The following is a 13,066-nucleotide window of genomic DNA, read 5'->3' on the forward strand; positions in this document are numbered from 1 at the left end:
CGCGTCGCGGCCGGTCGAATAGGTTAAAGATAGGCGCTGGCACCCGTTTTTTCAATGCGCCGGCGCAAAGGCCCCGGATGGGCGCGGCATAATGATCGTTTGCGCGCTGCGCGCCGCGTTCACGCATCCCTACAGGACACACCTTGCTGGAAATCATCGAAGCCGATTTCAACGACGCCGCCCATGCCCGGGCCATCATCGCCCTGCTCGACGAGTACGCCCGCGGCCCCATGGGCGGCGGCGAACCGCTGTCGGCCCATGCGCGCGCCAACCTGGTGGCCGAGCTGGCGCGCCGGCCCCATGCCCGCGCGCTGCTGGCCTGGCAGGACGGCGAGCCGGCCGGGCTGGCCATCTGCATCGAAGGCTTTTCCACCTTTGCCTGCCGCCCCCTGCTCAACCTGCACGACCTGGCGGTGGCCGAACGCTTCCGCGGCCAGGGCGTGGGCACGCGCCTGCTGGAGGCGCTCGAAGCCCTGGCGGCGCGGCTGGGCTGCTGCAAGGTGACACTGGAGGTACTGGAAGGCAACACGCGCGCCCAGGCGCTGTACCGCCGCCTCGGCTACGCCGGCTACGAACTGGCGGCCGACACCGGCCGCGCCATGTTCTGGCAGAAGAAGCTGAGCGCCTGAACACCCTCCGGAGCCCGCATGCCCACCCCCGCCGACCTGCAGTTGCTCGCCGACTACAACCAGTGGATGAACCAGCGCCTGTATGCCTGTGCCGCGCAATTGCCGCCGGACGAGCTGGCCCGCGAGCGCGGCGCCTACTTCGGCTCGCTACTGGGCACGCTCAACCACGTGGCGGTGGGCGACCGCGTCTGGCTGCAACGCTTCGCCGCGCACCCCGCGCGCCCGGCCGCCCTGCAGCCCGTGCTGGCGCTGCCCACCCCGGCGCGGCTGGACGAGGTCCTCTACCCGGCGCTGGGGCCGCTGGCCGCGCACCGCGCCTGGCTGGACCGGTGCATCGTCGACTGGGCCGCGCAATTGCGCCCGGACGACCTGGCCTGCGAACTGGCGTACACCAGCCTGGCCGGCGAAGCCGCGCGGCGCCCGTTCGGCGGCCTGGTCCTGCATTTCTTCAACCACCAGACCCACCACCGCGGCCAGGCCACCACCCTGCTGTCGCAAGCCGGCATCGACATGGGCGCCACCGACCTCGTGTTGCGCGTACCCGCGTCCGGCGATGCCCCGGCCTGAATCCCCTCTCATCGCAAAGGACTTACCGCCCATGAAAATGCACGACATCCCCTTCGGCACCACCGACTGGTCGACCGTGCCCGAGACCGAACATCCGGGCGAATCCGGCAAGGCGCTGTGGCGCACCCGCCAGTTCGGCGATATCCGGGTGCGCGTGGTCGAATACACGCCCGGCTACCTGGCCGACCACTGGTGCAGCAAGGGCCATATCCTGTTCTGCCTGGAAGGCGAATTGCACACCGAACTGGAAGACGGCCGCACCTTCGTGCTGACCCCGGGCATGAGCTACCAGGTCGCCGACCAGGCCGAGGCGCACCGCTCCTCGACCCGCGGCGGCGCGCGGCTGTTCATCGTCGACTGACTCCCGCGCGCCACGCCGGCGGGCAGGACGGCCCGGTTTGCGCTACGCTGTACCGATCGGCCGCCGCGGCACGCGCGGGGCCTGCCGTCCCAGGAGCCCGCCGTTGCCCGCCCCCCTGACCCTGTACGTCGACGCCCGTTTTCGCAGCCCCTACGCCATGTCGGCCCATGTCGCCCTGGCCGAAAAACAGCTGGAGTTCGAAGTCCGCCTGGTGGACCTGGCTGCCGGCGAGCAGCGCATGCAGCCCTACCAGAGCCGCGCCCTGACCGCCCGGGTGCCGGCCCTGGCGCATGCCGGCTTCCATCTCACCGAGTCCAGCGCCATCCAGGAATACCTGGAAGACGCCTTCGCGCCGCCGGCGCATCCCGCGCTGTATCCGGCCGGCGCCCAGGCGCGCGCCCGCGCCCGCCAGGTGCAGGCCTGGCTGCGCACCGACCTGGCGGCGCTGCGGCGGGCGCGCCCGATCGACTCCGTCTTCGATGCCCCGGCCACCACGCCGCTGGACGACGCCGCGCACTGCGACGCCGCCAAGCTGATCCGCGTGGCCGAGGCGCTGCTGCCGCCCGGCCAGGCGCACCTGTTCGGGGCCTGGAGCATCGTCGACACCGAACTGGCGCTGGCGCTCAACCGCCTGGCCCATAGCGGCGACGACCTGCCCGCGCCGCTGCGCGACTACGCGGCGGCCCAATGGCAGCGCGCCTCGGTGCAGGCATGGCTGCGCCATTACGAAGCGGCGCGCGGCTGAAGGGGGCGGCGCGCCGGCCACACGAATGTTGCACCGCAACATCGTTTGCGGTGTAATAGGGTAAACCCACAAGGGTCCCCGAATCCGCTCCCCACACGGGAGCCGGCCGCCACGGCCCGACCAGGCCGGCCGCCGCATCGCAATGGAGATCGCCATGGCCGCACCCGCCGCCGATCGCACCGCCCCCGACCGCTCCCCCGCCCCGGCCGCGCATCCCGCCGCCAATCTCTGGACCAGCGCGTACCAATACACGCTCGACGCCTGGCAGCGCGGCATCCTGTACACCGACGTGATGCGCCAGCGCGGCAACCAGTACCTGACGCACATGGCCAAGCGCGCCCCCAATGTGCTGAGCATGAAGTCCGAGCTGGTGCTCGACGGGCGCAAGTTCGAACGCCCCGTCAACTACGCGCTGCTGCGCATCGTCCCGCCCGCGGACGCGCCGGTCGACCCGCAGAAGCGCCCCTTCCTGGTGGTCGACCCGCGCGCCGGGCACGGCCCCGGCATCGGCGGCTTCAAGCCCGAAAGCGAAATCGGCGTGGCGGTGCGCGCCGGCCATCCCTGCTACTTCGCCACCTTCCTGCCGCACCCGACCGACACCCAGACGGTCGAGGACGTGATGCGCGCCGAGGCGCGCTTCCTGGAGGAAATCATCGCCCTGCATCCGCAGGCCGAAGGCCGCCCGGTGGTGGTCGGCAACTGCCAGGCCGGCTGGCAGATCATGATGACGGCCGCGATGCGGCCCGAGCTGTTCGGCCCCATCATCGTGGCCGGCGCGCCGCTGTCGTACTGGGCCGGCTGGCGCGACATGAACCCCATGCGCTACTCGGGCGGGCTGCTGGGCGGCAGCTGGCTGACCCAGATGACCAGCGACCTGGGCAACGGCAAGTTCGACGGCGCCTGGCTGGTGCAGAATTTCGAGAACCTCAACCCCGCCAACACGCTGTGGAGCAAGCAGTACAACCTCTACGCCAAGGTCGATACCGAAGCGCCGCGCTACCTGGAGTTCGAGAAATGGTGGGGCGGGCACGTGTTCCTCAACGGCCCCGAGATCCAGTACATCGTCGACAACCTGTTCGTCGGCAACCGCCTGGCCACCGCCGGGCTGGTCACCTCCGACGGCATCCGCATCGACCTGCGCAACATCCGCTCGCCCATCATCGTGTTCTGCTCCAAGGGCGACAACATCACGCCGCCGCCGCAGGCGCTGGGCTGGATCACCGACCTGTACCAGGACGACCGCGAAGTGGTGGCGCACAACCAGACCATCGTCTACGCGGTGCATGAGAGCATCGGCCACCTGGGCATCTTCGTCTCCGGCGCGGTGGCGCGCAAGGAGCACCAGGAGTTCACCGCCAACATCGACGTCATCGACGTGCTGCCGCCCGGCATTTACCAGGCCGAGATCGCCGACAAGACGCCCGACACGCCCAATGCCGACCTGGCCTACGGCGACTACGTGCTGTCGTTCGAGCGCCGCCGCCTGGACGACGTGCGCGCGATCGTCGAGCGCAACGAGGAGGACGACCAGCGCTTCGCGGCGGTGGCCCGCATTTCCGACATCAATCTCGGCCTGTACCGCAGCTTCGTGCAACCGTGGGTGCGGGCCGCCGTCACGCCGCAATCGGCCGAGTGGATGCAGCGCATGCACCCGCTGCGCCTGCCCTACGAGCTGATTTCCGACCGCAACCCCTGGGTGGCGCCCGTCGCGCAACTGGCCGAGCAGGTCCGCGAACAGCGCCAGCCGGCCGCGCCGGACAACCCGTTCTGGGCGTTGCAGAAGATGGCGTCCGACGCCATCGTGGCGGGCCTGGACATCTGGCGCGACCTGCGCGACTCGGCCTGCGAGCGGATCTTCATGGCCACCTATGGTTCGCCGCTGGTGCAGGACTGGGCCGGCCTGGGCGCCAAGGACGGGCCGCCGCGCAGGCATCCGGGCGTTTCGCCCGAGCACCGCGACTTCATGGCCGCGCGCGCGGCCGAGCTGCGCGCGCAGATCGACCAGGGCGGACTGCGCGAAGCCGGCCTGCGCATGCTGCTGTATGTCAGCGGCGCCGAGGGCGGCGTCGACGAGCGCAGCTTCGCCATGATCCGCAAGATGCGCGCCGACACCGACGCCAAGCTGTCGCTGCAGGCCTTCAAGGACGCCACGCGCGACCAGGCGCTGATGATGCAGCTGGACGGGCCGGCGGCCATCCGCGCCATCCCCAAGCTGCTGGAGAACGCCAGCGCCGCCGACATCCGCGCCACCCTGCACGGGATCACCCACGTGCTGGAGGCCGCCGGCCCGCTGAGCGACCGGGCGCGCGCGAGCCTGGACGAAATGAAGCGCCTGTTCCAGGGCGCCGAGCGGCGCGCCGTCAAGCGCGCCGACGCGCCCGCGCCCGCGCGCAAGGCCGCCGCGCGCAAGACGGCGGCAGGCAAGACGGCCGCCAGGCCGGCCGGCCGCAAGGCCGCCGCCGCCCCGCGCAAGGGGCGCACGGCATGAGCGCGACGCGCCACAACCACTACGAGCGCCTGATCGCGCACGCGCGCACCCTGCCCGCGCTGCCTTGCGCGGTGGCCCATCCCTGCGACGAAACCTCGCTGGGCGCCGCGCTGCAGGCCATGCAACTGGGCCTGCTCACGCCCATCCTGGTGGGGCCGCAGCAGAAGATCCGCGACGTGGCCGAGCGCTGCGGCCTGGACCTGGGCGGGGCCGCCATCGTCGATGCGCCGCACAGCCACGCCGCGGCCGCCGCCGCGGTCCAGCTGGTGCGCGGCGGGCAGGCCAGCCTGCTGATGAAGGGCAGCCTGCATACCGACGAGCTGATGCACGAGGTCGTGGCGCGCGACACCGGGCTGCGCACCGAGCGCCGCATCAGCCATGTGTTCATCATGGACGTGCCCACCTATCCCGAGCCGCTGTTCATCACCGATGCGGCCATCAACATCTTCCCCGACCTGGAAACCAAGGCCGACATCGTGCGCAACGCGATCGCGCTGCATCTCGGCCTGGGGCTGGGCGAGCCGCGCGTGGCCATCCTGTCGGCGGTCGAACAGGTCATGCCCAGCATTCCCAGCACGCTGGAGGCGGCCGCGCTGTGCAAGATGGCCGACCGCGGCCAGATCCAGGGCGGCATACTGGACGGCCCGCTGGCGCTGGACAACGCCATCAGCCCCGAGGCCGCGCAGGTCAAGGGCATCGTCTCGCCGGTGGCCGGCCGCGCGCAGGTCCTGGTGGTGCCCGACCTGGAAGCCGGCAACATGCTGGCCAAGAACCTCAGCTTCCTGGCCAACGCCCAGGCCGCCGGCATCGTGCTCGGCGCGCGCGTGCCCATCGTCCTGACCAGCCGCGCCGACAGCGCCCAGACCCGCCTGGCCTCGTGCGCGGTGGCCACCCTCTACGCCCACCACCTGGCGCGCGCCACCCCCTTGGCCTGACGCGACGCCGACGGAGTACGCGACCATGAGCGACAACCTTCTCGTCATCAACGCCGGCAGCTCCAGCCTCAAGTTCTACCTGTACGAGATCGCCGAGGGCGACGAGCTGCGGCCCACCCTGGGCGGCCAGCTCGACGGCATCGGCGGGTCGCGCCCGCACCTGCGCATCCGCGCCCAGGACGGCCACACCCTGCTCGAGCGCGACGTGGCGCCCACGCACGCGGCCGACGTGCCGGGCGCCCAGGAAGTGCTGGGCACCTGGCTCAGCGGCCACCTGGGCGGCGCGCCCTGCGCCATCGGCCACCGCGTGGTGCATGGCGGCACCCAGTACGATGCGCCGGTGCTGGTCGACGACGACGTGCTGGCGCAGCTGGACGATCTCACCCCGCTGGCGCCGCTGCACCAGCCCAACAACCTTGCGCCCATCCGCGTGATCCGCGAGCGCCGGCCGAACATCCCGCAAGTGGCCTGCTTCGACACGGCCTTCCACCGCACCCACTCGCCGCTGGCCGACCGCTACGCGCTGCCCGAGCACCTGTACCAGGAAGGCGTGCGGCGCTACGGTTTCCACGGCCTGTCGTACGAGTACATCGCGCAGCGCCTGCGGCGCGCGCTGCCCGAGATCGCCGGCGGCAAGATCGTGGCCGCCCACCTGGGCAACGGCGTTTCGGCCTGCGCCATGGTCGATGGCCGCAGCGTCGACAGCACCATGGGCTTTACCGCGCTCGAGGGCCTGCCGATGGGCACCCGGCCCGGCCGCCTCGACCCGGGCGTGGTGCTGTGGATGATGGAGCGCGGCATGAGCCACGACGACATCGAGCATCTGCTCTATCACGACTGCGGGCTGAAGGGGCTGTCGGGCATCGGCAACGACGTGCGCGAGCTGCTGGCCAGCGACGCGCCGGCGGCCCGGCTGGCGCTGGACTACTTCGCCTGGCGCGTGGCCGAGGGCATCGCCGGCCTGGGCTGCGCCATGAACGGCATCGACGCCATCGTGTTCACCGCCGGCATCGGCGAAAACGCCGCGCCGGTGCGCGCGGCGATCGCCCGCCACTGGGAATGGCTGGGCGTGCGGCTGGACCAGGCGCGCAATGCCCGCCACGGCCCGCGCATTTCCAGCGACGACAGCGCCATCGGCGTCTACGTGGTGCGCACCAACGAAGAACTGATCATCGCCCAGCACACGCTGGCGCTGGTGCGGCAGGGGCAGGCATGAACGCCGCCGCCCCCCTGCAGGGCCGGCGCGGGCTGGTCACCGGCATCGCCAACCAGGACTCGATAGCCTGGGGTTGCGCGCGCGCCTTCCGCGCGCTGGGCGCCGAACTGGCCGTGACCTACCTGAACGACAAGGCGCGCGTCCACGTCGAGCCGCTTGCGCGCAGCATCGACGCCGCCCTGCTGCTGCCGCTGGACCTGCGCGTCGACGGCCAGCTTGAATCCGTGTTCGAGCAAATCGGCGCGCGCTGGGGCAGCCTGGATTTCGTCATGCATTCGATCGCCTACGCGCCGCGCGACGACCTGCAGGGACGCGTGGTCGACTGCTCGCGCGCAGGCTTCCTGCAGGCCATGGACATCTCGTGCTGGTCGTTCATCCGCATGGCGCACCTGGCCGAGCCGCTGATGCCCAAAGGCGGCACCCTGTTCTGCATGACCTACTACGGCTCGCAGATGGTGGTGGAGCACTACAACATGATGGGGCCGGTGAAGGCGGCGCTGGAATCGGCCACCCGCTACCTGGCGGCCGAACTGGGTCCGCAGGGCATACGCGTGCACGCCATCTCGCCCGGGCCGCTCAAGACCCGCGCCGCCTCGGGCATCACCGGCTTCGACGCCTTGCTGGACCGCGCCCAGGCCAAGGCGCCGGCGCGCAGCCTGGTCGGCATCGACGACGTGGGCGAGGCCACCGCCTGGCTGGCCACCGACGCGGCGCGCCGCATCACCGGCCAGACCCTCTACATCGACGGCGGCTACCACATCATCGATTGAGGCCCGGCCGTGGCCGGGCCCGGCGCGCCTTACGCGGCGCGCGCCTGCAGCACGGCCACGGCCGGCAGCGCCTTGCCTTCCAGGAACTCCAGGAAAGCGCCGCCGCCGGTCGAGATATAGCCGGTCTGGTCGGCGATGCCGTACTTGGCGATGGCAGCCAGCGTATCGCCGCCGCCGGCAATCGAAAAGCCCGCCGAGTCGGCGATGGCGCGCGCCACCACCTCGGTGCCGTGGGCGAACTGGTCGAACTCGAACACGCCGACCGGACCGTTCCAGACGATGGTGCCGGCCGCCTTGAGGATGTCGGCCAGGCGCTGCGCGGTCTGCGGTCCGATGTCGAGGATCATGTCGTCCTCGGCCACGTCGGCGGCCGCCTTGACGGTGGCCGCGGCGTCCGCGCCGAACGACTTGGCGCAAACCACGTCGGTGGGAATCGGCACCTCGGCGCCGCGGCGCTTCATGATTTCGATCACGGCGCGCGCCTGCTCGACCTGCTCGGGCTCGGCCAGCGACTTGCCGATGGGCAGGCCGGCGGCCAGCATGAAGGTGTTGGCGATGCCGCCGCCGACCACCAGCTGGTCGACCTTGTCGGCCAGCGATTGCAGGATGGACAGCTTGGTCGACACCTTGGAGCCGCCCACGATCGCCACCAGCGGCCGCTTGGGATCATGCAGCGCGCGCCCCAGCGCCTCGAGCTCGGCCTCCAGCAGCGGGCCGGCGCAGGCCACCGGCGCGAAGCGCGCGATGCCGTGCGTGGTGGCCTCGGCGCGGTGCGCGGTGCCGAAGGCGTCGTTGACGTACACATCGCACAGCGCCGCCATCTTGCGCGACAAGCCTTCGTCGTCCTTTTTCTCGCCCACGTTGCCGCGGCAGTTCTCCAGCAGCACGACTTCGCCCGGCTCGACGGAAACGCCGTCGACCCAGTCGGGCACCAGGCGCACCTGCATGCCCAGCAGTTCGGACAGGCGCTGCGCGACCGGGGCCAGCGAGTCCGCCTCGGTCAGCGCGCCCTCCTTGGGGCGGCCCAGGTGCGAAGTGACCATGACCGCCGCGCCGGCGTCCAGCGCCAGGCGGATGCCGGGCACCGAGGCGCGGATGCGGGTGTCTTCGCTGATGCGGCCGGCGTCGTCGAACGGCACGTTGAGGTCGGCGCGGATGAAAACGCGCTTGCCGGACAGAGCGCCGCTCTTGGCCAGCGCGGAAAGCGTATTGACGTTGGACATACTGTATTCGGTTCCTGTGTGGATGGCGTCCGGGGCCTGCCTGCGAAAAGGGCCAGATCCGTTTCCCCGTGACGGGAAAACCAACCTGGCCCTTGCGCCCTGTTCAGGCCGTGCGGCTTACTTGGCCGACATCAGCGCGACGGTGGTGTCGAGCATGCGGTTCGAGAAGCCCCACTCGTTGTCGTACCACGACGAGACCTTGACCAGCTTGCCGGACACCTTGGTCAGGGTCGCGTCGAAGTTGCTGGAGGCCGGGTTGTGGTTGAAGTCGACCGACACCAGCGGCTCGGTGTTGTAGGTCAGGATGTCCTTGAGCTCGCCTTCGGCGGCGGCCTGCAGGATGCTGTTGACTTCCTCGACGGTGGTGTCGCGCTTGGCCACGAAGGACAGGTCGACCAGCGAGACGTTGATGGTCGGCACGCGGATCGCGAAACCGTCCAGCTTGCCGTTGAGCTCGGGCAGCACCAGGCCGACCGCGGCGGCCGCGCCGGTCTTGGTCGGGATCATGCTCATGGTGGCCGAGCGGGCGCGGCGCAGGTCTTCGTGGTAGACGTCGGTCAGCACCTGGTCGTTGGTGTAGGCGTGCACGGTCGTCATCAGGCCGGTTTCCACGCCCAGCTTGTCGTGCAGCGGCTTGACCAGCGGGGCCAGGCAGTTGGTGGTGCACGAGGCGTTGGAAATCACGGTGTGCTCGGCCTTGAGCACGTTCTGGTTCACGCCGAACACGATGGTGGCGTCGACGTCCTTGCCGCCGGGCGCCGAGATGATGACCTTCTTGGCGCCGCCCTTCAGGTGCGCGCCGGCCTTTTCCTTGGAGGTGAAAAAGCCCGTGCACTCCAGCACCACGTCCACGCCCAGCTCGCCCCACGGCAGTTCGGCCGGGTTGCGGTTGGCCAGCACGCGGATCTTGTCGCCGTTGACGACCATGTAGTCGCCGTCGACCGTCACGGTGCCGGGGAACTTGCCGTGCGCCGTGTCGAAACGCGTCAGGTGCGCGTTGGTCTTGGGATCGCCCAGGTCGTTGATGGCGACGATCTCGATATCGTGCTTCTTGCCGTTTTCGTAGTGGGCGCGCAGGATGTTGCGGCCGATGCGGCCGTAGCCGTTGATGGCGACGCGAATGGTCATGACTTGATCTCCCTTTTTTACAAAACCTGCTTGACGGCCTCGGCCACCTTTTCAGCGGTCAGTCCGAAGAATTTGAACAAAGCCCCGGCGGGCGCCGACTCGCCATAGCGGTCGATACCCACCACGGCGCCTTCCAGGCCCACGTATTTGTGCCAGAACGCGGTCACGCCCGCCTCGACGGCCACGCGCGGCATGCCGGCCGGCAGCACTTCGCGCTTCCATTCGGCGTCCTGGCGGTCGAACACGTCGGTGCTGGGCATGGAAACCACCCGCACGGCGATGCCGTCGGCGGCCAGCAATTCCTGCGCGGCCAGCGCGATGGCGACTTCCGAGCCCGTGGCGATGATAGCCGCACGCGCGTCGTGTGCGTCGCGCAAGACGTAACCACCGCGAACAATCGCTTTCTGCGTGGCCTCGTCGCGCGCCACGAACGGCAGGTTCTGGCGCGACAGCAGCAGCGCGGTCGGGCCGCCGTCGTGCACGTCCATGCCGATGCTGGCCGGCCGCGTCACGGCAGCGCCCCAGGCGGCGGCCGTCTCGACGGTGTCGCAGGGCCGCCACACCGACAGGTTGGGAATCAGGCGCAGGCTGGCGGCGTGTTCGATCGACTGGTGGGTCGGACCGTCCTCGCCCAGGCCGATGGAATCGTGCGTGAACACGTGCACCACGCGCTGCTTCATCAGCGCCGCCATGCGGATGGCGTTGCGCGAGTAGTCCGAGAACGTCAGGAAGGTGCCGCCGAACGGCAGGTAGCCGCCATGCAGCGCGATGCCGTTCATGATGGCGGCCATGCCGAACTCGCGCACGCCGTAGTTGATATGGCGGCCGAAATGCACGCCGTGATGGCCGGCGCGCAGCGGCGCCACGCCCTTCCAGTCGGTGAAGTTCGAGCCGGTCAGGTCGGCCGAGCCGCCCAGCATCTCCGGCAGCAGGCCGGCCAGCTCGGCGATGGCGAACTGCGACGCCTTGCGGGTGGCGACCGTCTCGCCCTTGGCCACGGTGGCCTGCAGGAAGGCCTCGAACCGGGCGGCGAAGCCTTCGGGCAGCTCGCCCTTCATGCGGCGCGTGAATTCGGCGGCCTCGGCCGGATACTGGGCCGCATAGGCCTGGAACTTGTCTTCCCAGGCGGCCTGCGCCAGCGCGCCGGCGGGACGGCTGTCCCACGCGGCGTAGATATCCTGCGGCACCTCGAAGGGGCCGGCCGACCAGCCCAGCGCCGCGCGGGTGGCGGCGATCTCGTCGTTGCCCAGCGGCGCGCCGTGCACATTGTGCGTGCCGGCCATGTTGGGCGAACCCTTGCCGATCACGGTGCGGCAGACGATCAGGGTGGGTTTCTCGGATTGCGCGCGCGCCTGCTTGATGGCCGCGTCCACCGCCGCCACGTCGTGGCCGTCCACGCCGCGGATCACGTTCCAGCCGTAGCCCTCGAAGCGGGTCGCCGTGTCGTCGGCGAACCAGTGCTCGACATGGCCGTCGATGGAAATGCCGTTGTCGTCGTACAGCGCCACCAGCTTGGACAGCTTGAGCGTGCCGGCCAGCGAGCAGGCCTCGTGCGAGATGCCTTCCATCAGGCAGCCGTCGCCCAGAAAGACATAGGTGTGGTGGTCCACCACCGTGTGGCCGGCGCGGTTGAATTCGGCCGCCAGCAGGGCCTCGGCCAGCGCCATGCCGACCGCGTTGGCCAGGCCCTGGCCCAGCGGGCCGGTGGTGGTTTCCACGCCCGGGGTGATGCCCACTTCGGGGTGCCCCGGCGTGCGCGAATGCAGCTGGCGGAAGTTCTTCAGCTCTTCCAGGGGCAGATCGTAGCCCGTCAGGTGCAGCAGGGCGTATATCAGCATCGAGCCGTGGCCATTGGACAGCACGAAGCGGTCGCGGTTGGCCCAGGCCGGATCGGCCGGGTTGTGGCGCAGGTTGCCCAGCCACAGCGCTTGCGCGATTTCGGCCATTCCCATGGGCGCGCCGGGGTGTCCGGAATTCGCTTTCTGCACGGCGTCCATCGCAAGTACGCGGATGGCATCCGCCAAGGCAAGTTTAGGGGCGGTCGGGTTGCTCATTCGGGAGGCTCTGTGACCCTGGCGGCCGGTCAATCCGACGTCAGGTGTAAGGATTGAAAAGCTCCAGATTTTAGCACCGGGAGAATATCCGTCCCCGATAGTGCGCGCCGCGGCGGCCGGCCCGCCCGGATCGCGGCGCCCAAGCGCCGAAATGATAGGCTTACGGCCTTGTCCCAGCCGTACGCGAACCTGCCATGTCCCTGCCCCGTTTCTACTGCGACGCCCGCCTGGCGCCCGGCGAGCGCGTGGCGCTGCCCGAAGCGCTCGCCCACCACGCGGTGCGCGTGCTGCGGCTGCGCGCCGGCGCGGCGCTGGTGCTGTTCGACGGCGCCGGCGGCGAATATCCCGCCACGCTGGAAATCGAAGGCAAGACGGCCTGGGCGCAACTGGGCGCGCATGTGCCGCGCGAAGCCGAATTGCCGGGCCGCATCACGCTGGTCCAGGGCCTGCCGGCCGGCGACAAGATGGATTGGGTGGTCGAGAAGGCGGTCGAACTGGGCGCCTGGCGGGTCAGCCCCATCGCGGCGCAGCGCAGCGTGCTCCAGTTGAATGGGGCGCGCGCCGAAAAGCGCCTGGCGCACTGGCAGCGGATCGCCCAGGCGGCCGCCGAACAATGCGGCCGCAACCGCCTGATGGCCGTGGACGCGCCGCAGGCCCTGGCGGCCTGGCTGGCACAGGCGCCCGGCGCGGCGCTGCGCCTGCTGTGCCACCCGCAGGCCGAGCTCGACCTGGCCGGCGCGCTGGCGCGGCACGCCGCGCACGACGACATCTGCCTGCTGGTGGGACCGGAAGGCGGCTGGTCGGATGAGGAGCTGGAGCAGGCGCGCGCGGCCGGCGTGCAGGCGGTGCGCTTCGGCCCCCGGGTGCTGCGCACCGAAACCGCGGGCATCGCCCTGATCGCCGCGGTCAGCGCCATCAGGGGCTGGAACGGCTAGCCGGGGCGCCCTGGC

The 13,066-nt window shown here is 70.4% G+C and carries 12 protein-coding genes; 9 read left to right on the forward strand and 3 right to left on the reverse strand.

The features are described 5' to 3' along the window. Nucleotides 1-143 precede the first annotated feature (143 nt). The 8 genes from EL288_RS17190 (at nucleotide 144) to fabI (ending at nucleotide 7,711) form a co-directional block, all read left to right on the forward strand. Nucleotides 144-629 (forward strand): GNAT family N-acetyltransferase, encoded by a 486-nt coding sequence (locus tag EL288_RS17190; RefSeq protein ID WP_003809464.1) that lies wholly within the window; start codon nucleotides 144-146, stop codon nucleotides 627-629. 18 nt (nucleotides 630-647) lie between these two features. After that, the gene (locus tag EL288_RS17195; RefSeq protein WP_003809462.1) at nucleotides 648-1,196 is read left to right on the forward strand and encodes a DinB family protein; all 549 of its coding nucleotides are present in this window, start codon (nucleotides 648-650) and stop codon (nucleotides 1,194-1,196) included. A gap of 31 nt (nucleotides 1,197-1,227) precedes the next feature. Continuing rightward, the gene (locus EL288_RS17200) at nucleotides 1,228-1,557 is read left to right on the forward strand and encodes a DHCW motif cupin fold protein (RefSeq protein WP_003809460.1); all 330 of its coding nucleotides are present in this window, start codon (nucleotides 1,228-1,230) and stop codon (nucleotides 1,555-1,557) included. 103 nt (nucleotides 1,558-1,660) lie between these two features. Further along, the gene (gene yfcF / locus EL288_RS17205) at nucleotides 1,661-2,302 is read left to right on the forward strand and encodes a glutathione transferase (protein ID WP_033447917.1); all 642 of its coding nucleotides are present in this window, start codon (nucleotides 1,661-1,663) and stop codon (nucleotides 2,300-2,302) included. Between the two features lie 154 nt (nucleotides 2,303-2,456). After that, nucleotides 2,457-4,790: a DUF3141 domain-containing protein gene (locus EL288_RS17210; RefSeq protein WP_003809456.1), complete on the forward strand. Its 2,334-nt coding sequence runs from the start codon at nucleotides 2,457-2,459 to the stop codon at nucleotides 4,788-4,790. Further along, nucleotides 4,787-5,725, forward strand: coding sequence for a phosphate acetyltransferase (locus EL288_RS17215; protein WP_003809454.1), 939 nt, complete (start codon nucleotides 4,787-4,789; stop codon nucleotides 5,723-5,725). Before EL288_RS17210 ends, EL288_RS17215 begins: the two co-directional genes overlap by 4 nt. Before the next feature lie 25 nt (nucleotides 5,726-5,750). Next, nucleotides 5,751-6,941 (forward strand): acetate/propionate family kinase, encoded by a 1,191-nt coding sequence (locus tag EL288_RS17220; RefSeq protein WP_003809449.1) that lies wholly within the window; start codon nucleotides 5,751-5,753, stop codon nucleotides 6,939-6,941. Next, nucleotides 6,938-7,711, forward strand: coding sequence for an enoyl-ACP reductase FabI (gene fabI / locus EL288_RS17225; RefSeq protein ID WP_003809447.1), 774 nt, complete (start codon nucleotides 6,938-6,940; stop codon nucleotides 7,709-7,711). Before EL288_RS17220 ends, fabI begins: the two co-directional genes overlap by 4 nt. 29 nt (nucleotides 7,712-7,740) lie before the next feature. Here fabI and EL288_RS17230 read toward each other — a convergent pair whose 3' ends face one another. The 3 genes from EL288_RS17230 to tkt form a co-directional block, all read right to left on the reverse strand. After that, nucleotides 7,741-8,934 (reverse strand): phosphoglycerate kinase, encoded by a 1,194-nt coding sequence (locus tag EL288_RS17230; protein WP_042143663.1) that lies wholly within the window; start codon nucleotides 8,932-8,934, stop codon nucleotides 7,741-7,743. 117 nt (nucleotides 8,935-9,051) lie between these two features. Next, nucleotides 9,052-10,062: a type I glyceraldehyde-3-phosphate dehydrogenase gene (gap, locus tag EL288_RS17235; RefSeq protein WP_003809444.1), complete on the reverse strand. Its 1,011-nt coding sequence runs from the start codon at nucleotides 10,060-10,062 to the stop codon at nucleotides 9,052-9,054. Nucleotides 10,063-10,079: 17 nt separating this feature from the next. Beyond that, the gene (tkt, locus tag EL288_RS17240; protein ID WP_003809443.1) at nucleotides 10,080-12,116 is read right to left on the reverse strand and encodes a transketolase; all 2,037 of its coding nucleotides are present in this window, start codon (nucleotides 12,114-12,116) and stop codon (nucleotides 10,080-10,082) included. Nucleotides 12,117-12,310: 194 nt separating this feature from the next. On the opposite strand from tkt, the gene EL288_RS17245 reads away from it, so the two are divergent. Next, a complete protein-coding gene (locus EL288_RS17245) occupies nucleotides 12,311-13,051 on the forward strand; it encodes a 16S rRNA (uracil(1498)-N(3))-methyltransferase (protein ID WP_033450826.1) in 741 nt (246 codons plus the stop codon). The last annotated feature ends 15 nt before the right edge of the window (nucleotides 13,052-13,066 follow it).

Source organism: Bordetella bronchiseptica (genome assembly GCF_900636925.1).
Taxonomy (GTDB): Bacteria; Pseudomonadota; Gammaproteobacteria; order Burkholderiales; family Burkholderiaceae_B; genus Bordetella; species Bordetella pertussis.

Coding starts and splice junctions, on each gene's coding strand:
- EL288_RS17230 (WP_042143663.1), bottom strand. CDS start 8,934: ATGTCCAACGTCAATACGCTTTCCGCGCTGGCCAAGAGCGGCGCTCTG.
- EL288_RS17220 (WP_003809449.1), top strand. CDS start 5,751: ATGAGCGACAACCTTCTCGTCATCAACGCCGGCAGCTCCAGCCTCAAG.
- fabI (WP_003809447.1), top strand. CDS start 6,938: ATGAACGCCGCCGCCCCCCTGCAGGGCCGGCGCGGGCTGGTCACCGGC.
- gap (WP_003809444.1), bottom strand. CDS start 10,062: ATGACCATTCGCGTCGCCATCAACGGCTACGGCCGCATCGGCCGCAAC.
- EL288_RS17245 (WP_033450826.1), top strand. CDS start 12,311: ATGTCCCTGCCCCGTTTCTACTGCGACGCCCGCCTGGCGCCCGGCGAG.
- EL288_RS17210 (WP_003809456.1), top strand. CDS start 2,457: ATGGCCGCACCCGCCGCCGATCGCACCGCCCCCGACCGCTCCCCCGCC.
- tkt (WP_003809443.1), bottom strand. CDS start 12,116: ATGAGCAACCCGACCGCCCCTAAACTTGCCTTGGCGGATGCCATCCGC.
- EL288_RS17195 (WP_003809462.1), top strand. CDS start 648: ATGCCCACCCCCGCCGACCTGCAGTTGCTCGCCGACTACAACCAGTGG.
- EL288_RS17215 (WP_003809454.1), top strand. CDS start 4,787: ATGAGCGCGACGCGCCACAACCACTACGAGCGCCTGATCGCGCACGCG.
- EL288_RS17200 (WP_003809460.1), top strand. CDS start 1,228: ATGAAAATGCACGACATCCCCTTCGGCACCACCGACTGGTCGACCGTG.